This is a genomic window from Pseudomonas imperatae (assembly GCF_057128625.1).
Window position 1 is genome coordinate 1 of the sequence record NZ_JBSKHP010000015.1, and the last position, 25,914, is coordinate 25,914.

19 protein-coding genes are annotated in these 25,914 nt (G+C 66.9%); 11 read left to right on the forward strand and 8 right to left on the reverse strand.

From position 1 onward, the window contains the following. Nucleotides 1-248: 248 nt before the first annotated feature. Genes recC through recD form a run of 3 tightly spaced genes read left to right on the forward strand, consistent with a single transcriptional unit; the run spans nucleotide 249 to nucleotide 9,486 of the window. Complete coding sequence (gene recC, locus ACWKWX_RS19165; protein WP_483828584.1) at nucleotides 249-3,725, forward strand: exodeoxyribonuclease V subunit gamma; 3,477 nt, start codon at nucleotides 249-251, stop codon at nucleotides 3,723-3,725. Beyond that, nucleotides 3,722-7,420: an exodeoxyribonuclease V subunit beta gene (recB, locus tag ACWKWX_RS19170; protein WP_483828585.1), complete on the forward strand. Its 3,699-nt coding sequence runs from the start codon at nucleotides 3,722-3,724 to the stop codon at nucleotides 7,418-7,420. The genes recC and recB overlap by 4 nt, the downstream gene beginning before the upstream one ends. Next, nucleotides 7,417-9,486, forward strand: coding sequence for an exodeoxyribonuclease V subunit alpha (gene recD, locus ACWKWX_RS19175; protein ID WP_483828586.1), 2,070 nt, complete (start codon nucleotides 7,417-7,419; stop codon nucleotides 9,484-9,486). The genes recB and recD overlap by 4 nt, the downstream gene beginning before the upstream one ends. Nucleotides 9,487-9,541: 55 nt before the next feature. Here the strand turns inward: recD and ACWKWX_RS19180 are convergent, their stop codons facing one another. From ACWKWX_RS19180 to ACWKWX_RS19195, 4 genes are read right to left on the reverse strand one after another with little or no spacing between them, the layout of a single operon-like run. After that, nucleotides 9,542-11,110, reverse strand: coding sequence for an amino acid ABC transporter permease/ATP-binding protein (locus tag ACWKWX_RS19180; protein ID WP_483828587.1), 1,569 nt, complete (start codon nucleotides 11,108-11,110; stop codon nucleotides 9,542-9,544). A 58-nt stretch (nucleotides 11,111-11,168) separates the two neighbouring features. Further along, a complete protein-coding gene (locus tag ACWKWX_RS19185) occupies nucleotides 11,169-11,960 on the reverse strand; it encodes an ABC transporter substrate-binding protein (protein WP_483828588.1) in 792 nt (263 codons plus the stop codon). A gap of 29 nt (nucleotides 11,961-11,989) precedes the next feature. Then, a complete protein-coding gene (locus tag ACWKWX_RS19190) occupies nucleotides 11,990-13,027 on the reverse strand; it encodes an isopenicillin N synthase family dioxygenase (protein WP_416422299.1) in 1,038 nt (345 codons plus the stop codon). Nucleotides 13,028-13,036: 9 nt separating this feature from the next. Further along, nucleotides 13,037-13,885, reverse strand: coding sequence for a sugar phosphate isomerase/epimerase family protein (locus ACWKWX_RS19195; RefSeq protein ID WP_483828589.1), 849 nt, complete (start codon nucleotides 13,883-13,885; stop codon nucleotides 13,037-13,039). A gap of 334 nt (nucleotides 13,886-14,219) precedes the next feature. On the opposite strand from ACWKWX_RS19195, the gene ACWKWX_RS19200 reads away from it, so the two are divergent. Next, nucleotides 14,220-15,155, forward strand: a complete 936-nt coding sequence (locus ACWKWX_RS19200; protein ID WP_483828590.1) for a diguanylate cyclase domain-containing protein — start codon at nucleotides 14,220-14,222, stop codon at nucleotides 15,153-15,155. A gap of 102 nt (nucleotides 15,156-15,257) precedes the next feature. Here the strand turns inward: ACWKWX_RS19200 and ACWKWX_RS19205 are convergent, their stop codons facing one another. Beyond that, nucleotides 15,258-16,211, reverse strand: coding sequence for a LysR family transcriptional regulator (locus ACWKWX_RS19205; protein WP_483828591.1), 954 nt, complete (start codon nucleotides 16,209-16,211; stop codon nucleotides 15,258-15,260). A 102-nt stretch (nucleotides 16,212-16,313) separates the two neighbouring features. Between ACWKWX_RS19205 and ACWKWX_RS19210 the strand changes: the two genes are divergently transcribed. Continuing rightward, nucleotides 16,314-17,831 (forward strand): CoA-acylating methylmalonate-semialdehyde dehydrogenase, encoded by a 1,518-nt coding sequence (locus ACWKWX_RS19210; RefSeq protein ID WP_416422303.1) that lies wholly within the window; start codon nucleotides 16,314-16,316, stop codon nucleotides 17,829-17,831. 10 nt (nucleotides 17,832-17,841) lie between these two features. Beyond that, nucleotides 17,842-18,726, forward strand: a complete 885-nt coding sequence (mmsB, locus tag ACWKWX_RS19215; RefSeq protein WP_476301417.1) for a 3-hydroxyisobutyrate dehydrogenase — start codon at nucleotides 17,842-17,844, stop codon at nucleotides 18,724-18,726. Nucleotides 18,727-18,796: 70 nt separating this feature from the next. On the opposite strand, the gene ACWKWX_RS19220 is transcribed toward mmsB, so the two are convergent. Beyond that, nucleotides 18,797-19,141, reverse strand: coding sequence for a cupin domain-containing protein (locus ACWKWX_RS19220; RefSeq protein WP_008373643.1), 345 nt, complete (start codon nucleotides 19,139-19,141; stop codon nucleotides 18,797-18,799). Between the two features lie 96 nt (nucleotides 19,142-19,237). After that, on the reverse strand, nucleotides 19,238-20,125 hold the full coding sequence (locus ACWKWX_RS19225) for a LysR substrate-binding domain-containing protein (protein WP_476301419.1): 888 nt from the start codon (nucleotides 20,123-20,125) through the stop codon (nucleotides 19,238-19,240). Nucleotides 20,126-20,211: 86 nt separating this feature from the next. Between ACWKWX_RS19225 and ACWKWX_RS19230 the strand changes: the two genes are divergently transcribed. After that, the gene (locus ACWKWX_RS19230; RefSeq protein ID WP_483828592.1) at nucleotides 20,212-20,976 is read left to right on the forward strand and encodes a sulfite exporter TauE/SafE family protein; all 765 of its coding nucleotides are present in this window, start codon (nucleotides 20,212-20,214) and stop codon (nucleotides 20,974-20,976) included. 111 nt (nucleotides 20,977-21,087) lie between these two features. On the opposite strand, the gene ACWKWX_RS19235 is transcribed toward ACWKWX_RS19230, so the two are convergent. Then, nucleotides 21,088-21,399 carry a putative quinol monooxygenase gene (locus ACWKWX_RS19235; protein ID WP_476301423.1) on the reverse strand — a complete coding sequence of 104 codons (312 nt, stop codon included), beginning with the start codon at nucleotides 21,397-21,399 and terminating at the stop codon, nucleotides 21,088-21,090. 151 nt (nucleotides 21,400-21,550) lie between these two features. Between ACWKWX_RS19235 and mdaB the strand changes: the two genes are divergently transcribed. The 4 genes from mdaB (at nucleotide 21,551) to ggt (ending at nucleotide 25,879) form a co-directional block, all read left to right on the forward strand. Further along, the gene (gene mdaB, locus ACWKWX_RS19240) at nucleotides 21,551-22,141 is read left to right on the forward strand and encodes an NADPH:quinone oxidoreductase MdaB (RefSeq protein WP_483828593.1); all 591 of its coding nucleotides are present in this window, start codon (nucleotides 21,551-21,553) and stop codon (nucleotides 22,139-22,141) included. A gap of 61 nt (nucleotides 22,142-22,202) precedes the next feature. Then, nucleotides 22,203-23,108 carry a LysR substrate-binding domain-containing protein gene (locus tag ACWKWX_RS19245; RefSeq protein ID WP_473005281.1) on the forward strand — a complete coding sequence of 302 codons (906 nt, stop codon included), beginning with the start codon at nucleotides 22,203-22,205 and terminating at the stop codon, nucleotides 23,106-23,108. 95 nt (nucleotides 23,109-23,203) lie between these two features. Next, on the forward strand, nucleotides 23,204-24,097 hold the full coding sequence (locus ACWKWX_RS19250; protein ID WP_416422310.1) for an NAD-dependent epimerase/dehydratase family protein: 894 nt from the start codon (nucleotides 23,204-23,206) through the stop codon (nucleotides 24,095-24,097). A 114-nt stretch (nucleotides 24,098-24,211) separates the two neighbouring features. Continuing rightward, nucleotides 24,212-25,879 (forward strand): gamma-glutamyltransferase, encoded by a 1,668-nt coding sequence (gene ggt / locus ACWKWX_RS19255; protein WP_416422311.1) that lies wholly within the window; start codon nucleotides 24,212-24,214, stop codon nucleotides 25,877-25,879. The last annotated feature ends 35 nt before the right edge of the window (nucleotides 25,880-25,914 follow it).

The window sequence follows — 25,914 nt, forward strand, 5'->3', positions numbered from 1 at the left end:
TCGCCGATGGTAGTGTGGGGTTTCCCCATGTGAGAGTAGGTCATCGTCAAGATTAAATTCCGAAACCCCCATCTGCGAAGGCAGGTGGGGGTTTTGTCTTTTCTGGCTTGCACAAAATGCGTTCCGCCGCACCGCGCAATGATTTGATACCGTGCAGACCCCGGACGCCGCCTTCGGCAGCTGCTACGGGCAAACCACATCTGATAAGGTTTCCACCTGTCCCCGTTTCCCCAGCCAAGGAATTGCCCATGCCGGCCAGCCCCTCCCTTACACCAGGTTTCATGGTGGTTCACGGCAACCGCCTGGATGAACTGCGCAGCCTGGTGGTGAGCTGGATGCGGCGTTACCCCTTGGCGCCGCTGGAAAACGAAATCGCCCTGGTGCAGAGCAACGGCATCGCCCAGTGGCTGAAGCTGGCCCTGGCCGAAGACGCGCAAGACGATGACCTGGGTGGCTGCGGCATTGCCGCGGCCATCGATGTGCAACTGCCCGGCAGTTTCATGTGGCAGCTCTACCGCGGGGTGCTGGGCAAGGACGAGATCCCCCAGGCTTCGCTGCTCGACAAGGCACCGCTGACCTGGCGGTTGATGCGCCTGCTGCCGCAACTGATCGACCAACCGCATTTCGAGCCACTGCAGCGCTTCCTTACCGACGACAACGACCTGCGCAAGCGCTATCAGTTGGCCGAGCGCCTCGCCGACCTGTACGACCAATACCAGGTGTACCGTGCCGACTGGCTGGAAGACTGGGCCGCCGGCCGCCATCAGCTGCGCAACGTGCGTGGCGAGGCCAAGCCCTTGCCCGAGGCCAACCGCTGGCAGGCGGAGTTGTGGCGCGCGCTGCTGCACGACGTCGGCGAGCAGGGCATGGCCCAGAGCCGTGCCGGCGTGCATCAGCGCTTCATCGAGCGCATCAACGCGCTGGACACCGCGCCGCCCGGGCTGCCCAACCGCGTGATCGTCTTCGGTATCTCATCGTTGCCGGCTCAGGCGCTTGAAGCATTGGCAGGGCTGGCACGCTTCAGCCAGGTGCTGCTGTGCGTACACAACCCTTGCCGCCATCACTGGTCCGACATCGTTGCCGACAAGGACCTGCTTCGCCACCAATACAAGCGCCAGGCGCGCAAGCAGGGCATGCCGGTCGTCATCGACGCCGACGCGCTGCACCAGCACGCCCACCCGCTATTGGCCGCCTGGGGCAAGCAGGGCCGTGACTACATCAACCTGCTGGACAGCTACGACGACCCCAACAGTTACCGCGCCGCGTTCCGCGAAGGGCGCATCGACCTGTTCACCGAGGACGAGCCCACCACGCTGCTCGGCCAACTGCAGGACGACATCCTCGAGCTGCGCCCGTTGGCCGAAACCCGCACCACCTGGCCTGCGGTAAACCCGGCCAAGGACCGCTCGATACGCTTCCACGTGGCCCACAGCGCCCAGCGCGAAGTGGAGATCCTGCACGACCAGCTGCTGGCCCGGTTCAGCGCCGATCCCAACCTCAGGCCCCGCGACGTTATCGTCATGGTCCCCGACGTTGACAGCTACGCCCCGCATATTCGTGCCGTGTTCGGCCAGCTGGACCGCCACGACCCACGCTTCATTCCGTTCACCCTGACCGACCAGAACCAGCGTGGCCGCGACCCGTTGCTGATCGCCATAGAGCATTTGCTCAAGCTGCCTGACAGCCGCTTCGCGGTCAGCGAAATCCTCGATCTGCTGGACGTGCCCGCCCTGCGCGCACGTTTCGGCATGCAGGAAAACGACCTGCCCACCTTGCACCGCTGGATCGAAGGTGCCGGCATCCGCTGGGGGCTCAACGCGGCCCAGCGCGCTGGCCTGGGCCTGCCCGAGCAACTGGAGCAGAACAGCTGGCGGTTCGGCCTGCGGCGCATGCTGCTGGGCTACGCGGTAGGCGGCGGCGAGGGCTATGGCGGTATCGAACCCTATGATGAAATCGGTGGCCTGGATGCGGCGCTGATCGGCCCGCTGGTGGCCTTGCTCGATGCCCTGGAGGTCGCCCACCAGGTGCTGTCGACGCCTGCCGAGCCGCAGGAGTGGGGCGAGCGCCTGCACGGCCTGGTCCAGGTATTTTTCCAGGCCAGCACCGAGCACGACGACTACCTGCTGGTGCAACTCGAAGAGCTGCGCGAGCAATGGCTGCGCACCTGCGCCTCGGTGGAACTGCACGAGCCGCTGCCGCTGACCGTGGTGCGCGAGGCCTGGCTGGCCGGGCTCGACCAGGGCAAGCTGTCCCAGCGCTTCCTCGCCGGTGCGGTGAACTTCTGCACGCTGATGCCCATGCGCGCCATCCCCTTCAAGGTGGTGTGCCTGTTGGGCATGAACGACGGTGATTACCCGCGTGCTCAACCCCCCTTGGACTTCGACCTGATGGGCAGCGACTACCGCCCCGGCGACCGCTCGCGCCGCGAGGACGACCGCTACCTGCTGCTCGAAGCCCTGCTGTCGGCGCGCGAACAGCTGTACATCAGTTGGGTAGGCCGCAGCATCCGCGACAACAGCGAGCGCCCGGCCTCGGTGCTGATCGGCCAACTGCGCGACCACCTCGCCAGCGGCTGGGCGCTGCAGGGCGCGGAGGAGGGTGGCAAGCTCAACGCTGGCGAGCAACTGGTGCATGCCCTGAGCCTGGAGCACCCGTTGCAGCCGTTCAGCGCGCGTTATTTCCATGAAGGCAGCGGCCTGTTCAGCTTCGCCTCCGAATGGCGGGTGCTGCACACCGAGCAGAGCGAACAGCCCACCGAAGCCGTGCTGCCGCCCCATGAACAGGACGAGCCGCTGGCCCTCACGCAACTGCAGGATTTCCTGCGCAACCCGGTGCGTCATTTCTTCAGCCAGCGCCTGAAAGTGTTCTTCGAAACCGCCGAGGCGCCGCTGGCCGATGAAGAGCCGTTCGTGCTCGACGCCCTGGAGCGCTACACCCTCAGCGACCAGCTGCTGACCACGGCCATGGCTACCCTGGGCGCCGTCGATGAAGCGCTGCACACCCAGGCCCGGCGCATGCAAGGCAGCGGCCTGCTGCCCATGGCCGGTTTCGGCACCTTGCTGCAGGAAGAACTTATAGAACCGCTGCCCGACCTGCTGCAACGCTTCCAGCAGCTGTTGGTGCTGTGGCCGACGCCTGTGGTGGCCGCCAAGCCGGTGAACTTTGAATACAACGACCTGCGCCTGGATGGCTGGGTCAGCAACCTGCACCAGCGCGCCGATGGCAACCTGCTGAGCGTCACGGCCATCGCCAACGCCATCGGCGGTGCCCGTTCGCGCAAATGGCACCGCCTCACCCGCAGCTGGGTCACCCACCTGGCCGCCTGCGCGGTTGGCCTGCCGCTGACCACTGCGGTGGTTGCCAGCGACGACACCCTGGTGCTGGCAGCGCTGGAGCCAGGGCAGGCCCGCGAAGTGTTGGGCCACCTGCTGCAAGCCTGGCAACAGGGCATGCGCCGGCCGCTGCCGGTGGCGGTGAAAACCGCGTTCGCCTGGCTGGGCCAGGGCGACCCGGTCAAGGCCGAGGCCGCCGCGCGCAAGGCCTATGAAGGCGATGGCATCACCACCGATGGTGAGCGCCGCGAGAGCGTGGCGCTGGCCCGGCAGTTCCCCGACTTCAATGCGTTGGTCGACAGCGAAGAGTTCGAAGGCTGGTGCGATGCCTTGTACCGCCCCATGTTCGAAGCGCCCTGGCGCTCCATCGATGCCGACGAGGCCCGCTCATGACCGACTCCCGACTCAAGCCCCTGGCGCTGGCCTTCCCCCTGCGTGGCAGCCAGCTGATCGAGGCCAGCGCCGGTACCGGCAAGACCTTCACCATCTCGGCGCTGTACCTGCGCCTGGTGCTGGGCCACGGTGGCGAACAGGCAGGCTTTGGCCGCGAATTGCTGCCGCCGCAGATCCTCGTGGTGACCTTCACCGACGCCGCCACCAAGGAGCTGCGCGAACGCATCCGCACGCGCCTGGCCGAGGCTGCGCGCTTCTTCCGCGACGAGATGCCCAGCCCCGACGACCTGATCAGCCAGCTGCGCGACGAGTTCGCCCCCGAGCAGTGGGCCGGGTGCGCCAACCGCCTGGACATCGCCGCGCAATGGATGGACGAAGCGGCGGTCTCGACCATTCACAGCTGGTGCCAGCGCATGCTGCGCGAGCACGCCTTCGACAGCGGCAGCCTGTTCACCCAGACCCTGGAGACCGACCACAGCGACCTGCTGGGCGAGGTGGTGCGCGACTACTGGCGGCGCTTCTGCTACGCCATGCAGGGTGACACGCTCAACTGGGTGCGCAGCAACTGGGGTGGTCCGGCCGCGCTGCTGCCGCGCGTGCGTGCGCTGTTCGGCACCCCGCGCCGTGGCGACAGCGGCCAGGAGCCCGCCGAGCTCATCGAGGCCGCGCTGGCCGAGCGCAAGCTGGCCTTGCAGCAACTCAAGGCACCCTGGGCGCAATGGGCCGAAGAGCTGCGGGCCATCTGCCTGGAGGCCGTGGCGGCCAAGGCCGTGGACGGCCGCAAGATGCAGGCTCGTTACTTCGAGCCCTGGTTCGACAAGCTTGGCGCCTGGGCCGCTGACGAAAGCCTGGTGGACCTGGACATCGGCACCGGCTTCAGCCGCCTGACCCCGGACGGCATGGCCGAAGCCTGGAAGGGCGAGCCGCCGGCGCACCCGGCGCTGGAAGCCATGCAGGGCCTGGCCGACGCCCTGGCCGGCCTGCCCACCCCCGATGCCGCGGTGCTTGAGCACGCTGCGCGCTGGGTTGGCGCGCGCTTCGAGGAAGAGAAACGCCGGCGCGCCGAAATGGGCTTCGACGACATGCTGCTGCGCCTGGACGCTGCCTTGCAGGGCAGTGGCGGCGAGCGCCTGGCCGGGTTGATTCGCGAGCAGTTTCCGGTGGCGTTGATCGACGAATTCCAGGACACCGACCCGGTGCAGTACCGGATCTTCGAAAGCATCTACCACATCGAGGCCAACCAGCCCGAGAGCGGCCTGTTCCTGATTGGCGACCCCAAGCAGGCGATCTACGCCTTCCGGGGCGCCGACATCTACACCTACTTGCGCGCGCGCCAGGCCACCACCGGCCGCCTGCACACCCTGGGCACCAACTTCCGTTCCAGCCATGCGATGGTCGAGGCGGTGAACCACGTATTCAACGTCGGCGAACAGCGTGAGCTGGGGCGCGGCGCGTTCCTGTTCCGCCAGGGCGAGGACAATCCCGTGCCGTTCCTGCCGGTGCTGGCCCAGGGCCGCAAGGAGGCCTTGAGCGTCGGCGGCCAGCCCGTGCCGGCGCTGAACCTGTGGCAGCTGCAAAGCGACGCGCCGCTGTCCGGCGTGGTCTACCGCCAGCAGCTGGCGGCGGCCTGTGCCAGCACCATCGTCGAGCTGCTCAACGGCGGCCAGCGGGGCAGCGCCGGTTTCAGCAAGCCCGGCGAAGCCATGCGCCCGGTCACGCCGGCGGACATTGCCATCCTGGTGCGTGACGGCAAGGAGGCCCAGGCGGTGCGCGGCGAACTGGCGGCGCGTGGGGTGCGCAGCGTGTACCTGTCCGACAAGGATTCGGTGTTCGCCGCCCAGGAAGCCCACGACCTGCTGAGCTGGCTCAAGGCCTGCGCCGAGCCGGACGCCGAGCGCCCACTGCGTGGCGCCCTGGCCACCACCACCTTGAACCTGCCCCTCAGCGCCCTGGCGCAGCTGAACCAGGACGAGCTGGCCTGGGAGCGGCGGGTGATGCAGTTCCGCACCTACCGCACCCTGTGGCGCACCCAGGGCGTGCTGCCCATGCTGCGCCGCCTGCTGCACGATTTCCGCCTGCCGCAGACCTTGATGCTGCGCAGCGACGGCGAGCGCGTGCTCACCAACCTGCTGCACCTGTCCGAGCTGCTGCAGCAGGCCGCTGGCGAGCTGGACGGCGAACAGGCGCTGATCCGCCACCTGTCCGAGCACCTGGCTACGGCTGGCCAGGCCGGTGAAGAACAGATCCTGCGCCTGGAAAGCGACGAGCAGTTGGTCAAGGTGGTGACCATCCACAAATCCAAGGGCCTGGAATACCCGCTGGTGTTCCTGCCCTTCATCTGCTCGGCCAAACCGGTGGACGGCAAGCGCCTGCCCCTGGCGTTCCACGACGAGCAGGGCAACGTGCAGGTGACCCTGAGCCCAACCGCCGAGCAGGTGCAACTGGCTGACGACGAGCGCCTGGCCGAAGACCTGCGCCTGCTGTACGTGGCCCTGACCCGCGCCCAGCATGCCTGCTGGCTGGGTGTTGCCGACCTCAAGCGTGGCAACACCAAGGACTCGGTGCTGCACCGCTCGGCCCTGGGCTACCTGCTGGGCGGTGGCCAGCGCCTGGGCGAGCCCCAGGCCCTGGCCATCTGGCTGCGCGATCTTGCGGCAGATTGCCCGGCCATTCACGCCGGGCTGATGCCCGAGGCCACCACCCAGCATTACGTGCCGCCGCGCAACGAAGCCAACCTGCTGGCAGCCAAGCAGCCCAAGCGCCGGGCCGCAGAGAACTGGTGGATCGCCTCCTACAGTGCCCTGCGCATCAGCGACAGCGTGGCGCCGGGCAGCGACCAGTCCCCTGACAGCCCCCAGGCCCAGAAGCTGTTCGACGACGAACGCCTGGACCCTACCGCGCCGCGCGAAGCCCAGGCGATCAGTGGCGATATCCACCGCTTCCCGCGCGGCCCCAACCCCGGCACCTTCCTCCACGGCCTGCTGGAGTGGGCCGGGCGCGAAGGCTTCGCTACGGTCGCCGGGCAACCTGAGCTGCTGGCGGAAACAGTGGGCGCGCGCTGCAACCTGCGTGGTTGGAAGGGCTGGATCCCGACGCTGAACAGCTGGCTGCTGCACCTGTTGCAGACGCCCCTGGCCATTGGCGACACCCGCCTGAGCCTGACCGACCTTACGCAGTACCAGATCGAGATGGAGTTCTGGTTCGCCAGCCACCGCGTCGACGTGACCCAGCTCGATACCCTGGTGCGCGACCACACCCACGACGGCGCTGCGCGTGCGCCCGCTGAGGGCGCCATGCTCAACGGCATGTTCAAGGGCTTCATCGACCTGACCTTCGAGCACGAAGGCCGCTATTACGTGGCCGACTACAAGTCGAACTGGCTGGGCGCCGACGAGAGTGCCTACACCGAGTTGGCCATGACCCAGGCCATCCTCGACAACCGCTACGACCTGCAATACGTGCTGTACCTGCTGGCCCTGCACCGCCAGCTCAAGGCCCGCCTGCCCGGCTACGACTACGACCAGCACGTGGGCGGCGCGGTGTTCATCTTCCTGCGCGGCGTGCACGCGCCTAGCCAGGGCCTGGCGTTCGCCCGGCCACCGCGCGAGTTGATCGAACGGTTGGACGAGCTGTTCCGCGGCGTGGTGCGCCAGCCTGAACCCATGGGTGACCTGTTCGAAGGAGAACCGGCATGAGCCGTACATTTGCCGATCTGCTGCCTACTGCGCTGGAGGCCCGCAGCCTCGCCGAGCTGGCCCCGCTGCAACAGGTCGACGACCTGTTGGCGCTGCTGGAGCGCTGGGCCGAGCGCGGTTGGCTGCGGGCGCTGGACAAGGCTTTCGTCGGTTTCCTCGCCGAGCGTGACCCGGGCGGTGACCCGCTGGTGCTGCTGGCCGCTGCGCTCACCAGCCACCAGCTGGGCCACGGCCACGTCTGCCTGGACCTGGCGCAAACCCTGGAAGAGCCCGACTTCGCGCTATCGCTGCCGCCCGAGGGCGACGCGTTGGCAGGCCCGGTGCTGCTGCCCTCACAACTGCTGGAACACCTGCAACCCGAAGCCTGGCGCCAGACCCTGGCGGCCAGCCCGCTGGTGGCATTGGCCGACACCGACAGCGGTGAACGGCCGCTGGTGTTGGCCGGCCAGCGCCTGTACCTGCGCCGCTACTGGAGCTACGAACGGCGCATCGACACGGCCCTGCGCCAGCGCCTGGCCGCACAGGAAGCCACGCCGGACGATTTGCGCACGCGCCTTGAACAGCTGTTCGGCAGCCCCGGCAGCGAACGTATCGACTGGCAAAAGCTGGCCTGCGCCCTGGCCACCCGCAGCGCCTTCAGCATCGTCACCGGCGGCCCCGGCACCGGCAAGACCACCACCGTGGTGCGCCTGTTGGCCCTGCTGCAGGCCCCGGCGGTAGAGGCGGGCGCACCGCTGCGCATCCGCCTGGCCGCGCCCACGGGCAAGGCCGCGGCGCGGCTGACCGAATCCATCAGCGCCCAGGTCAAGCAGCTGGAAGTCAGCGACTGGGTCAAGGCCAAGATCCCCACTGAAGTGACCACCGTGCACCGCCTGCTGGGCAGCCGCCCGGGCACCCGGCACTTCCGCCACAACGCCGCCAACCCGTTGCCGCTGGACGTGCTGGTGGTGGACGAGGCGTCGATGATCGACCTGGAAATGATGGCCAACCTGCTGGGCGCCATGCCCGCCCACGCGCGGTTGGTGCTGCTGGGCGACAAGGACCAGCTGGCCTCGGTGGAAGCTGGCGCGGTGCTGGGCGACCTGTGCCGCGACGCCGAGCAGGGCTGCTACAGCCCGCAGACCTTGGCGTGGCTGGAAGCGGTCAGCGGCGAAGCACTGGCCGACGGCGGCCTGCAGGTGGGCAGCGCCGAGCGCAACCCGCTGGCCCAGCAGGTGGTGATGCTGCGTCACTCGCGACGCTTCGGCGAAGGCAGCGGTATTGGCCAGCTGGCCTTGCGGGTCAACCGCCAGGAGGCCGACCAGGCGCGCGAGCTGCTCAACGCCGGCCAGTTCGGCGACATCTTCGCCATCAAGCTCAGCGGCGAGCACGATCGCAAGCTCGACCGCCTGCTGCTGCAAGGCCAGGGCAGCGCCGGCCCCCAGGGCTACCGCCATTACCTGAACGTGCTGCAGGCCAACCGCCCGGCGCCGCGCACCGCGCTGGAAAGCGAGCTCTGGGCCGGTTGGGCGAAACAGGTGCTGGAGGCGTTCGAGTCGTTCCAGCTGTTGTGCGCGGTGCGCAAGGGGCCATGGGGCGTGGAGGGCCTGAACCAGCGCGCTACCCAGGCGCTGACCGCCGCGCGGCTGATCGAAGGCGACCAGCCCTGGTACGAAGGCCGGCCGGTGCTGATGACCCGCAACGACTATGGCCTGGGCCTGATGAACGGTGACATTGGCATTGCCCTGCGCCTGCCCGAAAGCGGTGCGCCAGACCGCCAGGTGCTGCGCGTGGCCTTTCCCCGCAACGACGGCCAGGGTGGCGTGCGCTTCGTGTTGCCCAGCCGCCTGAATGACGTGGAAACGGTGTTTGCCATGACCGTGCACAAGTCCCAGGGCTCGGAGTTCGCCCACACCGCGCTGATCCTGCCCGACGCGCTCAACCCGGTGCTGACCAAGGAGCTGATCTACACCGGCATCACCCGCGCCAAGCACTGGTTCAGCCTGATCGAACCCCGCGCCGGGGTTTTCGAAGACGCCGTGCGGCGCAAGGTGAAACGCCTGAGCGGGTTGATGCTGGAACACTGAGGCCCCGTAGCCGCTGCCGCCAGGCTGCGCAGGCCCGCGAGTGCGCTGGAAATCTTCAGCGTAGATAAGGGCCCGCGCCGCCTACGGCAGCGGCTACGAAGTGGGCAGGCTCCGCTTCCCCCAGCCCCATGAACCGCCGCACCCGCTCCGCCTCGGGCGCATGGCGAATGCGCTCGGGGCTGGCATCCAGCTGCACGTTGCCGTTTTCCATGAACACCACCCGGTCGGAAATCGACAGGGCAAAGTCCATCTCGTGGGTCACGATCAGCATGGTCATGCCGTCCTTGGCAAGGTCAGCGATCACCTTCAGCACGTCGCCCACCAGCTCCGGGTCCAGCGCCGAGGTGGGTTCGTCGAACAGCATCACCTGCGGCTCCATGGCCAGGGCGCGGGCGATGGCCACGCGCTGTTGCTGGCCACCGGACAATTGGTGCGGGTACTTGTTGGCGTGGGCCAGCAGGCCGACTTTATCCAGCAGGGCAAAGGCCTGTTGGCGGGTGACGTGCTTGTCGCCACCGTGGTAAATCGGCGCCAGGGTAATGTTGTCCACAAGGTTCAGGTGCGGGAACAGGTTGAAGCTCTGGAACACCATGCCGATGTGCCGCACGCCCCGGCGCATCTGCGGGTTGTTCGGCGTGTCGCCGGCGTGAATGAAGCTTTCGCCGAACAACACGATCTCGCCCTGGTCGATGCTTTCCAGGCCGTTGATGGTGCGAATCAACGACGTCTTGCCCGAGCCCGACGGGCCGATGATCGACACTACCTGGCCGCTGGCGACGCTGAGGTCGATGCCCTTGAGCACCTCATGGTCGCCATAGCGCTTGTGGATGTTCTGCAACTGCAGCGCTGGCGCCGCGCCGGCCAGGGGCTTGCGCCCGGTGCTCGGCAGCCGCGCCGCCAGGCTCTGGCGCAGTTGCGCCAGCGGGTTGGCCGCCAGGGTCTGCGGGCTGCGCTGGCTGAGGTCCAGGTAGCGCTCCAGGCGCTGCAGCAGCCAGCCGAACAGGCTGACGATCAGCACGTAGTACACGGCCACCGCCGCCAGGGTCTCCATGACCAGGAAATTCTGCGCGTACAGGCGTTGGCCCACGGTGAGCAGCTCGGTGAGGGAGATCACCGAGATCAGCGAGGTGAGTTTCACCACGGTGATGTATTCATTGATCAGCGTTGGCAGGGATATGCGGAACGCCTGGGGAATCACGATCAGCCGTTGCAGGCCCAGGGCGCCAATGCCCAGGGCACGGCCGGCTTCCTTCTGGCCCTTGTGCACGGAAATCAGGCCGCCGCGGTGGATCTCGGCCATGTACGCCGCCTCTGTCACCACCAGCGCCAACAGCCCCGAATAGAAGGGGTTGGACAGCACGCTGCCGGTCACCGGGAACAGCTGCGGCAGGTTGTAGACGAACACCACCAGCACCAGCAACGGAATGCTGCGGAAGAACCAGATGTACACCGCCGCTGGCAGGCTCAGCCACTTGATGCTCGACAGCTTGGCGCTGGCCAGGCCGAAGCCTAGCAGCATGCCGATGAACCAGCCCAGGGCGCTGAGTTCGACCACCGTGACGCAGGCTTCCCAGAACGCGGGCATGGAGAACAGCGAGATGAAATAGGACCAGTCGAATTGCATGGGTACCCGCTCCGCATTGAACGGCCGGCCACCCTGGCAAGGGCAGCCGGCGCCAGGGTCAGTTGGAGGCTTCTTCCAGGTTGTACTTCTTCAGGATCGCCGCGTATTCGCCGGACTGCTTGCTCTGGGCCACGGCCTTGAGCAGCGCCTGGTAGGTCTCCTCATTGCCCTTCTTCACGTAGATGCCCAGGGTCTGCGGGTACACCAGCTGCTGCGAGGTCACCAGCACGCGGCCCTTGGTCTTCTCGGCGATCATGTGCGCGGCGCCGGAAATCTCCACCTGGGCCTGGATGTTCTTCGACAACAGCGCCTGGGTCACCTCGGGCGCCGAGGGGTATTCGCTCACGGTGATGGCGCCCTTGTTGTTGGGCAGGCAGTAATCGGTGGATAGCTTCTGGAACTGCGCCACCCAGGTGGTGCCCTGCTCCAGCCCGACTTTCAGGCCGCACAGGTCCTCGGGCACCGCCGGTTTCAGCGGGCTGTCGGCCGGCACCATGATCGCCGCGCCGGTGCGCGCGTAGGGAATGGTCTGCGCCTGGGCCTGGCGTTCCGGGGTGATGTACATGCCGGAGATGATCGCGTCGTAGTGCCCGGCGTTCAGCCCCAGGATCAGGTTGGGGAACTTGGTGTCGACGAACTCGGCCTTGGCGTCCAGCTGCTTGGCCAGCGCGTGGGCCAGTTCCGGGTCGGAGCCCACCACGTTCTTGTCACTGTCGTAGGACTCGAACGGCGGGTAGGTGATTTCCATGCCGACCTTCAGCTGGCCGGGCGTGGCGGTGGTCGAGGCCAGGGCGGCGGTGGTGCTCAGCAGGCAGGCGGCCAGCAGGGTCAGGCGGGTAATGTGGGACATGCGGGTGCTCCAGAGTAAGGGGAAGAACGTCAGGCCTGTTTTTTCAAATGACCGAAACTCGACGGCTTGCGGGCCTTGGCGGGCAGCTGCACCTCGCCGTTTTCCACGCGTTTGCGCAGGTACTGGTAGGTCTGCAACGCCTGGCCGTACATGTGCTCGCCGATGGCGATTTCCTCGTAGTCCTGGCCGCCTTGGGCGAAGGCGGGCAGGGGCTTGATCTGGGTGTGGTAGTCGCACGCGTAGAACAGCGGGAACGAATAGCGCTCGTGGCTGACCTTGCGCACCCGATGGGCCGTTGCAACGAACGTACCGGCGGTCATCACTTCCAGCATGTCGCCGATGTTGACCACGAAGGCGTCGGCAATGGGCGGCGCGTCGATCCACTGCCCCAGGTCGTTCATCACCTCCAGGCCCGGCTGGTCGGCCTGCAAAATGGTGAAGCACTCGTAGTCGGTGTGTGCACCGATACCGGGCGCGTCGACGGCGTCTGCATCAAAGGGGTAATGGATCAGCCGCAGCTTGGAGGGCGGGCGGGTCACCAGCGGGTCGAAATAGTCCTCGGCCAGCCCCAGGGCCAGGGCAAAGCCGCCGAACAGCTTGCGGCCCAGGGCGAACACTGCGGCGTAATAGGCCTGCACCGAGGCCTTGAAACCCGGCACCTCGGGCCAGTGGTTGGGCCCCAGCAGCGGCGTGTTGGCCAGCACCAGCGGGTCGTCGGCGGGCACCTCGAAGCCCACGTCGAAGGCTTCCTTGTGATCGGGCTTGCCCTTGGAGTAGACCTCTTCACCCTCGGGCACGAAGCCCTTGTGGGTGGCCGAGGTGCCGATGTAGTGCTGCATCTTCGCCGCCAGCGGCTGGGCGAAATAGTCCCGGGCGGCCTGGCGCAGGTTGGCGATCAGCTGCGGGGCGATGCCGTGGCCGGTGATGTACAGGAAACCGACCTCGCTGGCGGCGCGGCCCAGTTGCTCGGCCACCGCCAGGCGGTGTTCCAGTTCGACGCTGAACAGCCCGGCGATGTTCACCACCGGGATGCTCTTGAAGTTGGCCTTGGGCTCAATGTTATTCATCAGGGTTCCTCAGCAGTGGGCGGCGCGGAAACGCTCGAAGTGGGCGCGTTCGGTGCGGGCCATCCACACGTTCAGCGACCACAGGTCGGCGACCGGGACATTGGTGAAGGGCAGGTGGTGCAGGTAGCCGTCGGCGCCGAACTCCGGGGTCAGGGTGGTGACCTGGTAGCCGCGCGCCTGTTGCGAGGCCCAGATGACCTCCCAGTGTTGTTGGTGGAAAGCCAGTTCGCGGCCGTATTCCGGGGCGCCGGGGTGCGGCACCTGCGGGCCCTGGTCGTAGCCGACCCGGGCCTGAATGTGATGCACGCGCTCGACGAACGCGCCGAGGTCGTCCGCCGGGTCGTCCAGCAGGCGCTCGCAGGTCACCACCCAGTGGCTGATGTCGCTGGTGAAACGCAGGTCCGGCAGCTGGCGGATCAGCTCCAGGGTCACCCAGGGGTTGAACAGCGAGCGAGAGCGGTGGGTTTCGAAACTGAGGAATTGGCCATGCTTGTGGCCCAGCTCCAGCGCGCGGCCGAAGAACTCCACCTGTTGGGCCAGGGGCCAGCGGTCGTTGCCGGCCAGCACGTTGATGAAGCGCGGCGTCAGCTCGCCGGCCCAGGCCAGCTTGGTGTCCAGGTCATTGAGGTGTTCGGCGGGTTGGGCCGATTGCTGGGGCAAAACGTCGTAGGCGGTGAACAGAGTACAAATGTACCCCGTCGAGTTGGCGCGCAGGAACGCGGCGAATTCGCTGCGCTCACGGGCCACCAGCGGCAGCCGCGCCTCCATGCCGTCGAAGCCGGCGGCCTGCAGTTCTTCCAGGGCCTGGGCCTTGCTGGCGGTGTAACCCCACAGGGTGCGGAAGGTTTCCAGTTTCATCGAGGCTCCTCATGCTACTCAGCACCCTGGCGGCATGGGCCGGGGCGTCATTGGGCTGGGCAGTAGCAAAAGGGCACGCGAATGGCCGGGTCTCTGGCGGAACCGGTCCGGTTGGATGGCTGGATCTTAGGCAGGGCCGTGTGTCGGGAAGAATAGGAAAGCTCAAATCGATAGTTCAGAAATCCTTGAACCAATAGCCCGCTACCGAACCGGGTAAGGTGAAAAGGCTGTGCTATCGTTTTGGCACGACCGGGCATCACATGGGTTTTCATCAGGGAGCTGTCTGGATGGCGGGTGTCATTGGCTACGGAAAGCGCATGTGGGAGCCTGCACCATGAGCGGCCGCACCCTGCGCAGCGCGCTGCGGCGTGCGCAACTGGCGGTGGCGCTGGGCGCGGCCGGCCTGTGCGCCGGCTGCATGATCGTGTTGGGCGCATTCGCCTGGCGCACCCAGGCCATCGAGGCGTTGCCGGCGGCCACGCAATGGCGCCTGGCCCTGGGCGGCATCGCTGGCGCGCTGATCTGCACGACGCTCGGCACCCTGGGCGCGCTGTACCTGTCGCGGCGCCTGCTGCGCGACATCACCGAGCCGCTGCACAGCCTGGCCAACGTCGCCGATGCCGCACGGCGCGAGCACCGCTTTGAACGGCGGGTGCCGCACAGCGAGGTGGATGACCTGGAACAGTTGGGCAGCGACGTCAACGCGCTGCTCGACGAGCTGGAACACCTGAGCGCCCACAGCCAGCCCGAGCCGTACCTGCAGGCCAGCCTCGACATCCTCACCGGCCTGCCCAACCGGGTGTTCTTCGAAGCGCGGCTGGCGCGCAACCTCAGTGACAAGCAGCCGCGGCGCATGGCCGTGCTGTACATCGACGCCGACCATTTCAAGGCCATCAACGACCGCCATGGCCATGCCGCGGCGGATGAAGTACTGATCTGCCTGGCCGGCCGGGTACGTACGCAACTGCGCGAAAACGACCTGCTGGCGCGCCTGGGCGGCGACGAATTCGCCGTGCTGCTGTCGCCGCTCAACGACAGCGATGATGCCTGGCGCATCGCCGACAACATCATCGCCGCGCTGCACGCACCGCTGGTGCTGCCCAACGCCGACAGCCTGCACGCCTCCATCAGTGTCGGCGTGGCCCTGGCCCCCGACCACGGCCAGGCCGCCACCGAGCTGCTGGCGGCCGCCGCCGACGCCCTGCACCAGGCCAAGCGGCTGGGCCGAGGCCGATGGCACCAGGCGGAGCCCACCAACCTGGCGGTGTGATCGCCGCGAAACTTGCGTAGCCGCTGCCGTAGGCTGCGCTGGCCCTTTGCCTCACTGGAGATCTTCAGGGGGCACCCCGGCCAGCGCAGCCTGCGGCAGCGGCTACGCGGGCGTGGTGAAATTCAGAAGCTGGGTTTCGCCCATCAGGAAGGGGGCGTTCAGCTCCGTCACTTCGCGGATGTAATCCCAGAGCAAATTGATCCGCTTCAACTTGCGCAGATCCTCCCGGCAGTACATCCAGAACTGCCGCGTTACGCTGATTTCCCCCGCCAGCACCGGCACCAGGTCGTCAGCCTGCGCCGCCAGGAAGCACGGCAATATCGCCATGCCATGCCCCTGGCGCGCCGCCACGTACTGGGCGATGACGCTGGTGCTGCGCAGCCCGGCGCTGGCGTTGGGCAGCAGGTTGGCCAGGTACAGCAACTCCGGGCTGAAGGCCAGGTCGTCGACGTAGCTGATGAAACGGTGCCCGGCCAGGTCGCGGCCGTGGCGGATGGGCGGGTGGTGGTCGAGGTAAGCCTGGGTGGCGTACAGCTGCAGGCGGTAGTCGCACAGCTTGCAGCACACGTAGGGCCCGTGTTCCGGGCGTTCCAGGGCGATAACCACGTCGGCCTCGCGCTTGGACAGGCTGATGAAGTGCGGCAGCGGCAGGATGTCCACGCTGATGGCCGGGTAGGCATCGACGAAGTGGCTCAGCTGCGGGGTGATGAAGAAGCTGCCGAAGCCCTCGGTGCAGCCCATGCGGATGTGCCCCGACAGGGCCACGCCCGACCCTGACACCTGCTCGCAGGCCATGTGCAGGGTGCTTTCGATGGACTCGGCGTAGCCCAGCAGGCGCTGGCCCTCGGCGGTGAGGATGAAGCCGGTGGTGCGCGACTTCTCGAACAGCAGGGTGCCCATGGCGGTTTCCAGCGAGGTGATGCGCCGCGACACCGTGGTGTAGTCCACGCCCAGGCGCCGGGCGGCGTTGCTGGCCTTGCGAGTGCGGGCGACCTCGAGGAAAAACTTCAGGTCATCCCAGTTCAGGTTGCCCAGGGAGGTGATGTTTTTTTGCATGTTGGACCGGCTTTTATCCGCGTTCTTGTTGGATGTTTGCACATCTATACTCCAGGAAAGAGCCATCACGCCATGCACAAAAACAATTACGCGGAGGTCTTGATGAACGTTTCGGTAAATGCCGGTATCCCCAAGGTGAAGCTGCTGATCGACGGCGAGTGGGTCGAGTCCCAGGCCAGCGAGTGGCGCGACATCGTCAACCCGGCCACCCAGCAGGTGCTGGCGCGGGTGCCGTTTGCCACCCAGGCCGAGGTGGATGCCGCCGTCGCGGCGGCGCAAAAAGCCTTCCTCAGTTGGCGCAATACCCCGGTGGGCGCGCGCATGCGCATCATGCTCAAGTTCCAGGCGCTGATTCGCGAGCATTCCAAGCGCATCGCCCAGACCCTCAGCGCCGAGCAGGGCAAGACCCTGGCCGACGCCGAAGGCGACATTTTCCGCGGCCTGGAGGTAGTGGAGCACGCCTGTTCCATCGGCAGCCTGCAGATGGGCGAGTTCGTCGAGAACGTCGCCGGCGGCGTCGACACCTACACCCTGCGCCAGCCCATCGGCGTGTGCGCGGGCATCACCCCGTTCAACTTCCCGGCCATGATCCCGCTGTGGATGTTCCCCATGGCTATCGTCTGCGGCAACACCTTCGTGCTCAAGCCCTCCGAGCAGGACCCGCTGTCCACCGTGCAACTGGTGGAGCTGGCGCTGGAGGCCGGCATTCCCAAGGGCGTGCTCAACGTGGTGCAGGGCGGCAAGGAGGTGGTGGACGCGCTGTGCACCCACGCCGACATCAAGGCAATCTCCTTTGTCGGTTCCACGGCAGTGGGCACCCACGTCTACAACCTCGCCGGCCAGCATCACAAGCGCGTGCAGGCGATGATGGGCGCCAAGAACCACGCCGTGGTGCTGCCCGACGCCAACCGCGAACAAACCCTCAACGCCCTGGTGGGCGCCGCCTTTGGTGCGGCCGGCCAGCGCTGTATGGCCACCTCGGTGGCGGTGCTGGTGGGCGCGGCGAAACAGTGGCTGCCCGAGCTCAAGGCCCTGGCGCAAAAGCTCAAGGTCAACGCCGGCAGCGAGGCCGGCACCGACGTCGGCCCGCTGATTTCACGCCAGGCCAAGCAGCGTGTGCTGGGCCTGATCGAGAGTGGGGTGAAGGAGGGCGCCGTGCTGGAACTGGACGGCCGCGACGTGCAGGTGCCGGGCTTCGAGGAAGGCAACTTCGTCGGCCCCACCCTGTTCTCCGGGGTGACCACCGACATGCAGATCTACACCCAGGAAATCTTCGGCCCGGTGCTGGTGGTGCTCACCGTCGACACCCTCGACGAGGCCATTGCCCTGGTCAACCGCAACCCGTTCGGCAACGGCACCGGCCTGTTCACCCAGAGCGGCGCGGCGGCGCGCAAGTTCCAGAGCGAGATCGACGTGGGCCAGGTGGGTATCAACATTCCCATCCCGGTGCCGGTGCCGTTCTTCAGCTTCACCGGCTCGCGCGGCTCCAAGCTCGGCGACCTGGGCCCGTACGGCAAGCAGGTGGTGCAGTTCTACACCCAGACCAAGACGGTGACGGCGCGCTGGTTCGACGACGACAGCGTCAACGACGGCGTCAACACCACCATCAACCTGCGCTAGGAGACTGCCCATGAACATCGCCTTTATCGGCCTGGGCAACATGGGCGCGCCCATGGCCCGCAACCTGCTCAAGGCCGGCCACCGCCTGCAACTGTTCGACCTGAACAAGGCCGTGCTCGACGAACTGGCCGCCCAGGGCGGCATCATCAGCGCCTCGCCCGGCGAAGCGGCGGCGGCCAGCGACCTGGTGATCACCATGCTGCCGGCCGCAGCCCACGTGCGTACCGTGTACCTGGGCGAGGGCGGCGTGCTGGCCGGTATTCGCCCCGGCACCCCGGCGGTGGATTGCAGCACCATCGACCCACAGACCGCCCGCGACATCGCCAGCGCCGCTGCCAAGCAGGGCGTCGACCTGGGCGACGCGCCCGTGTCAGGCGGCACCGGCGGCGCGGCGGCCGGCACCCTGACCTTCATGGTCGGCGGCAGCGCGGCGCTGTTCGACACCCTGCACCCGGTGCTGGCGCAGATGGGCCGCAACATCGTCCACTGCGGCGAAGTGGGCACCGGGCAGATCGCCAAGATCTGCAACAACCTGCTGCTGGGCATCTCGATGATCGGCGTCTCGGAGGCCATGGCCCTGGGCAACGCGCTGGGCATCGACACCGGGGTGCTGGCGGGCATCATCAACAGTTCGACCGGGCGCTGCTGGAGCGCGGACACCTACAACCCTTGGCCGGGGATTATTCCCACGGCGCCGGCGGCCCGTGGCTACACCGGTGGCTTTGGTGCGGAGCTGATGCTCAAGGATCTGGGGTTGGCCACCGAAGCCGCAAGGCAGGCGCACCAACCGGTGATCCTGGGGGCGGTGGCGCAGCAGCTGTATCAGGCGATGAGCTTGCGCGGTGACGGCGGGCTGGATTTCTCGGCGATCGTGAAGGGGTATCAGAAACCCTGAGAGTGCTGACGCGGCCTGTGGCCGCTGCTACGTACATCCCGTAGCAGCGGCCGCAGGCCGCGTCCCGCTTTCACGCGAAAACGAAATACTTGCGCACCGTCTCTACCACCTCCCATGTGCCCTTCATCCCCGGCTCGACGATGAAGATATCCCCCGCGCGCAGGTGCACCGGCTCCATGCCGTCCGGGGTAATCACGCAATAGCCTTCCTGGAAGTGGCAGTATTCCCACTTCACATAGTCCACCCGCCACTTGCCGGGGGTGCAGATCCAGGTGCCCATGATCTTGCTGCCGTCTTCGCTGGTGTAGGCGTTGAGGTTGACGGTGTGCGGGTCGCCTTCCAGCTTCTCCCACTTGCAGGCATCCAGCACGGGCAGAGGGTGGGTGTCGCGCAGCACAACGAGGGGTTTGGACATGGCGGGCTCCGGCAGTGGTTTCAAGAGCCCGCATGCTGACCCGCCCACGCCCGGCGCGGATGCCTGAGGTCGACACCCGGGTGCCTGTTTGCGCGCTCAGCCTTGCGGCAGCAGGCTGGCCACCAGCGCTTGGGCGTGGCCGGGCAGGGCGTCGAAGTCCGCCGAGCACAGCAGCAGGCGCCGCGCCGCCCAGGGTTCCGGCAGGGCGCAGCTGGCGAACTGCAACTGGCCTTGGCAGCGCCGCACCGCCGCCAGCGGCACCACGGCGACGCCGGCGCCGCGCGCCACCATGCGCACCGCGCCATCGAAGCCCTCGGCGCGCACCCGCACCTGCATGCGCCGGCCGCTGTGCAGCGCCTGTTCCTCCACCAGAATGCCCAGGGCATTGCCGGCTGCCAGGGCCACATGGCCGTGGGCCAGGCTGTCGACGAAAGTCACCTTGGGCTGGCGCGCCAGCGGGTGGTCCACCGGCATGATCAGCATCAGCGGGTCGTCGCGGAACGGCCGGGTCTGCAGGCCTTCGGTGGCCACGGCGCTGGAGACGATGCCCAGCGGCGCCGCGCCCTGGCGCAGGGCATGGAGGATGCGCTGGCTGGGCATTTCCTCCACGTCCAGGTCGACGCCGGGGTGGCGCTGCAGGAAGTCGCCCAGCAGCTCGGGCAGGTATTCGGTGAGGGCGGCGGTGTTGCACAGCAGCCGCACCTGGCCCTGAATGCCCTGGGCGTATTGCGCCAGGTCGAACTGCAGGTGCTCCACCTGTTGCAGCACCCGCCGGCTGTGCTCGCCCAGGGCTTGGCCGGCGGCAGTGGGTTGCACGCCACGGCGGTTGCGCTCGAACAACGGGATGCCCAGCGACGCTTCCATGGCGCGGATGCGCGCGCTGGCGGCGGCCAGGGACAAGTGCGTGCGCTGGGCGCCGGCGGTCATGTTGCCGCTGTCCAGGGTGTGCAGAAACAGGCGAAGGTCGACGAGATCGAAATGCATGGCAGGCTCCAGCCTCAACCAGGACAAGAGGCTGGCTCAGTATATGGCAGATTTTCAGCCGGCCGCCGAGTCGTCAGCATGGGGCCATGAATACCTTACTCGCGTTGTATCAGGAAATGGGCTGGGGCTTGTCGCTGCTGGTGCTGGCGACCTTCCTGCTGGCCGGCACGGTCAAGGGCGTGATTGGCCTGGGGCTGCCCACGGTGTCCATGGGCCTGCTGGGCCTGGCTATGGCTCCGGCGCAGGCAGCCGCGCTGCTGATCGTGCCATCGACCTTCACCAATATCTGGCAGCTGATGCTCGGCGGGCACTTGCGCGGGTTGGTCGTGCGGCTGTGGCCCATGCTGCTGGCGATCTTCGTCGGCACTGGCATCGGCAGCCTGTGGCTGGGCATCGATGGCGGCAAGTGGGTGGTGCATGCGCTGGGCGGCGCGCTGGTGCTGTACTCGCTCAGCGGCCTGTTCCTGCCGGTGCTGCGCGTGCCGGCCCGGCATGAGGCGTGGCTGGGGCCGTTGTGTGGCGTGGCCACCGGCATCATCACCGCCGCCACCGGGGTGTTCGTGATTCCGGCGGTGCCTTACCTGCAAGCGCTGGGGCTCAACCGTGACGAGCTGGTGCAGGCGCTGGGGCTGTCGTTCAGCGTCTCGACCCTGGCGTTGGCGCTGGGGCTGCTGTGGCATGGCGAGCTGGGTGGCGGCGAGTTGGGGGCGTCCTTGCTGTTGCTGGTGCCGGCGCTGCTGGGCATGCAGTTGGGGCAATGGTTGCGCCAGCGCATCAGCGCGGTGATGTTCAAGCGGGTGTTCTTCACCGGGCTGGCGCTGTTGGGCGCGCATTTGCTCATCAATGGCTGACACAGGTCCCGTAGCCGCTGCCGCCAGGCTGCGCTGGCCATCACGTGCGCTGGAAATCTCCAGCGAGGCACAGGGCCAGCGCAGCCTTCGGCAGCGGCTACGGGGGGAACCTCACACCGCGCTGGACGGGCTCAACATCTCCACTCGCTGAACGTCGAAATCCGCCTCCAGGTATTCCATGCGCTGGGCGAAGAACGCCGCCATGTGCGGCAACGCCGAATGCACGTCCAGGTCGGCCTTCGACGCCCAGATCTCGTAGAACACGAACAGCGTCGGGTCATTCAGGTCGCGCAGCATGTGGTACTCGATGCAGCCCGGCTCGCTGCGGCTGGCGCTCACGTAGCCGAGGAACAGGTCGCGGAAGGCGTCGGCCATGTGCGGCCTGGTCTTGGCCTTGAGGATGAAGCCGTGTTGTTCGTGCATGGGGGGATCTCCAGGGAAGTTGCAGCGATTCTAAAGGCAACAATCCGCCGTCATTCGTGATATTCAAGCAAATGTAATTTGCCCGATCAGGCCTTATTCCGCCCGCGCAAGGCCGGTAGAGTGCGCTGCATTCCTTACCGAGACCTTTCCCATGAAAAAGATTTTGTTGCTCAACGGCGGCAAGCAGTTCGCCCACTCCGAAGGCCGCTATAACGAAACCCTGCACGACGCCGCCGTGGCCGTGCTGGACCGCGCCGGGTTCGACGTGAAGACCACCTTCATCGACGGCGGCTACGACATCGCCGAAGAAGTGCAGAAGTTCCTGTGGGCCGACGTGGTCATCTACCAGATGCCCGGCTGGTGGATGGGCGCGCCCTGGACCGTGAAGAAGTACATCGACGAAGTCTTCACCGAAGGCCACGGCAGCCTGTACGCCAGCGACGGCCGCACGCGCTCCGACGCCTCGCAGAAATACGGCAGCGGCGGCCTGGTGCAGGGCAAGCAGTACCTGTTGTCGCTGACCTGGAACGCCCCGCAGCAGGCCTTCGACGACCCCAGCGACTTCTTCGAGGCCAAGGGCGTGGACGCTGTGTACTTCCCGTTCCACAAGGCCAATCAGTTCCTGGGCATGACCGGCCTGCCGACCTTCCTGGCGGTGGACGTGATGAAGCGCCCGAACATCGAGGGCGACGTCGCACGCTACCAGGCACACCTGGCGCAGGTGTTCGGTTTCCAGCTGTAAGGTAAAGTGGGTGACCAGCGCGCCAGCCGGCCTGGCGGCGAGCCTTACAGGGAAACCCAGGTTGAAAGCCAGATCCGACGAACTCCAGGTCTTCATCTCGGTCATCGAGTGCGGTTCCATTTCAGCGGCGGCCGAGCAGGTGGGGCAGACCCCCTCGGCCATCAGCCGCACGCTGTCGCGCCTGGAGAGCAAGCTCGACACCACGCTGATCAACCGCACCACGCGGCGCATGGACCTCACTGAAGAAGGCCGGTTCTTCTTCGAAAAGGCCAAGCAGATCCTGCAACAGATGGACGAGCTGGAAGAACGCCTGGCGGTGCGCCACCAGACGCCGTCCGGGCGCCTGCGGGTCAACGCCGCCTCGCCGTTCATGCTGCACGCCATCGTGCCGTACGTGGGCGAATTCCGCGCGCGCTACCCGGACATCACCCTGGAACTCAACACCGACGACCTGCTGATCGACCTGCTCGAACAGAGCACCGATGTCGCCATCCGCATCGGCGTGCTCGCCGACTCCACCCTGCACGCGCGCCTGTTGGGCCGCAGCCCGCTGAACATCCTCGCCAGCCCCGAATACCTGCGCCAGCACGGCACGCCGCGGCAGGTGGAAGAGCTGCGCGAGCACAGCCTGCTGGGCTTCACCCAGCCCGACCACCTGAACCTGTGGCCGCTGCGCCACGCCGACGGCGACCGCTGGCAGGCCAGCCCGCGGGTGGCCGCCTCCAGTGGCGAGACCCTGCGGCAGCTGGCGCTGGCCGGGCAGGGCATTACTTGCCTGTCAGACTTCATGACCCACCAGGACATCGCCCAGGGCCGCCTGGTGCCGCTGCTGGTAGCGGCCAACACTGGTGAGCGGCAGACCATCAACGCCGTGTACTACCGCAACTCGCAGCTGGCGTTGCGCATCCAGTGCTTCCTGGATTTCATGCAGGAAAAGCTGGCCTGCTACGCCCAAGGGGATTCGTGACCGGCGGGCAAAAGTCTATTGGCCGCCACCGGCTGTTTCCGCACGGATAACCCTTCGATACTGGCCGCCTCCACACATCGAACGGGAGTTTGAGCATGAACGTATTCGTCACCGGTGCCGCCGGTTTCATCGGCGGCTCGATCGCCACCGCCCTGGTCCAGGCCGGCCACCAGGTCACCGGCCTGGTGCGCAGCGCCGAGCAGGCCGAGGAAATGCAGGCCCTGGGTATCACCCCGGTGCTGGGCAGCCTCGATGACCGTGCACTGCTGATTGCCCAGGCGCGCGCCAGCGATGCCGTGATCAACGCCGCCAGCAGCGACCACCGCGGCGCCGTCGAAGCCTTGATCGAAGGCCTGCAGGGTTCCGACAAGCCGCTGCTGCACACCAGCGGTTCGAGCATTGTCGGCGACGCCTCGGGCGGCAAGGGCAGCGACGTCATCTACTACGAAGGCCACCTGCCCGAGCCCACCGTGGACAAGGCCGCGCGCGTGGCCATCGACAACCTGGTGCTGGCCGCAGCCGCCCAGGGCGTGCGCTCGGCGGTCATCTGCAACACGCTGATCTACGGCCACAGCCTGGGCGTGAAGCGCGACAGCGTGCAGCTGCCACGGCTGCTGAAGCAGGCGCGCAAGAGCGGCATCGTCCGCCACGTGGGCCCTGGCCAGAACATCTGGTCCAACGTGCACATCGAGGACGTGGTGGCGCTGTACCTGCTGGCGCTGGCGAAGAACCCGGCCGGCACCTTCTACTTCGTCGAGAGCGGCGAGGCAGCCTTCGTCGACATGACCCGCGCCATGGCCACCGCCCTGGGCCTGGGTGAACCCCAGGACTGGCCACTGGCCGACGCGGAAAAAGAATGGGGCTATGAAATGGCCAATTACGGCCTGGGCTCCAACAGCCGCGTGCGTGGCAGGAACGCCCGGGAATTGCTGGGCTGGGCGCCCAAGCGCAGCTCGGCGCAGCAGTGGATTCTCGACGAAATGCTCTGAAACCAGCAGCAACGCGGCCGCCCCTGGGCGGCCGTTTTGCCCTGTAGGGGTTGAAACCACCGCCATCCTGGGCCTAACTGTGGCTGCAATTCATAACAACAGTAAGGACACCCGATGCGTATTGTGTTGTTCAAGACCCTTGCCCTGAGTGCCGCCATTTTCGCCAGCACCCACTCCTACGCAGCGTTGCTGGACAGCGGCGCCGTCGCCGCGCCCGACCAATACGGCGCCAAGGTCGCCGCGCAGATTCTCAAGCAGGGCGGCAACGCGGTGGACGCCGCCGTCGCCACGGCCTTCACCCTGGCCGTCACCTACCCCGAGGCCGGCAACCTGGGCGGCGGCGGGTTCATGACCCTGTACGTCAAGGGCAAGCCCTACTTCCTCGATTACCGCGAGACCGCGCCCAAGGCCGCGAGCCGCAACATGTACCTGAACGACAAGGGCGAGGTCATCGAGAACCTCAGCCTGGTCGGCGCCAAGGCCAGCGGCGTGCCCGGCACCGTGCTGGGCCTGTGGGAAGCCCACAAGCGCTTCGGCAAGCTGCCGTGGGCCGAGCTGCTGACCCCGGCCATCGGCTACGCGAAAGACGGCTTCACCGTCGCCGACAAGCAGTTCCAGTACCGCCAGGACGCGCTGAAGCTGTTCAACGGCCAGACCAACTTCAACGACTACTTCGGCACCATGAAGCCCGGCCAGACCTTCCGCCAGCCGGAGCTGGCGCAGACCCTGGAGCGCATCGCCGACCAGGGCGCCAAGGACTTCTACGAAGGCAAGACCGCCGACCTGCTGGTCGCCCAGATGCAGGCCGACAAGGGCCTGATCACCAAGCAGGACCTGCACGACTACAAGGTCAACTGGCGTGAGCCGCTGCACATCGACTGGCGCGGCAACATCATCTACACCGCGCCGCTGCCCAGCTCGGGCGGCATCGCCCTGGCCCAGCTGCTGGGCATCAAGGACATCCGCAAGGACGACTTCAAGGGCGTGGCGCTGAACTCGGCGCGCTACATCCACCTGCTGGCCGAGATCGAGAAGCGCGTGTTCGCCGACCGCGCCAACTACCTGGGCGACCCGGACTTCAACGACGTGCCGGTGAACAAGCTGATTGCCCCCGCCTACCTGCTCAAGCGCGCCGACGAGGTCAACCCCACCGCCATCTCCGCCACCGAGAACGTGCACCCTGGCCTTGAAGCGCACCAGACCACGCACTTCTCCATCGTCGACCACGACGGCAACGCCGTCAGCAACACCTACACCCTGAACTGGGACTACGGCAGCGGCGTGGTGGTGAAGGGCGCAGGCTTCCTGCTCAACGACGAGATGGACGACTTCAGCTCCAAGCCAGGCGTGGCCAACGCCTTCGGCGTGGTGGGCGGCGACGCCAACGCCATCGAGCCGGGCAAGCGCATGCTGTCGTCCATGAGCCCCACCCTGGTGACCCGCGACGGCCGCGTGACCCTGGTGCTGGGCACCCCGGGTGGCTCGCGGATCTTCACCTCGATCTTCCAGGTGCTGAACAACACCTACGACTACCGCCTGCCGCTGGCCAAGGCCGTGGCAGCGCAGCGCGTGCACCACCAGTTGCTGCCCAAGGACACCATCTACTACGACAGCTACGCGCCGCTCACCGGCCAAACGGCCGAAGAGCTCAAGGCCATGGGCTACAAGCTCGAGGACCAGGGCTGGGAAATGGGTGATGTCCAGGCCATCAAGGTCGATGGCCGCAAGGTCGAGACTGCCTCCGACCCGCGTGGCCGTGGGGTGGGCCTGCTGGCCAAATGAAGTTCATGAAGTGAACCGTCACTAGCGGTAAGATG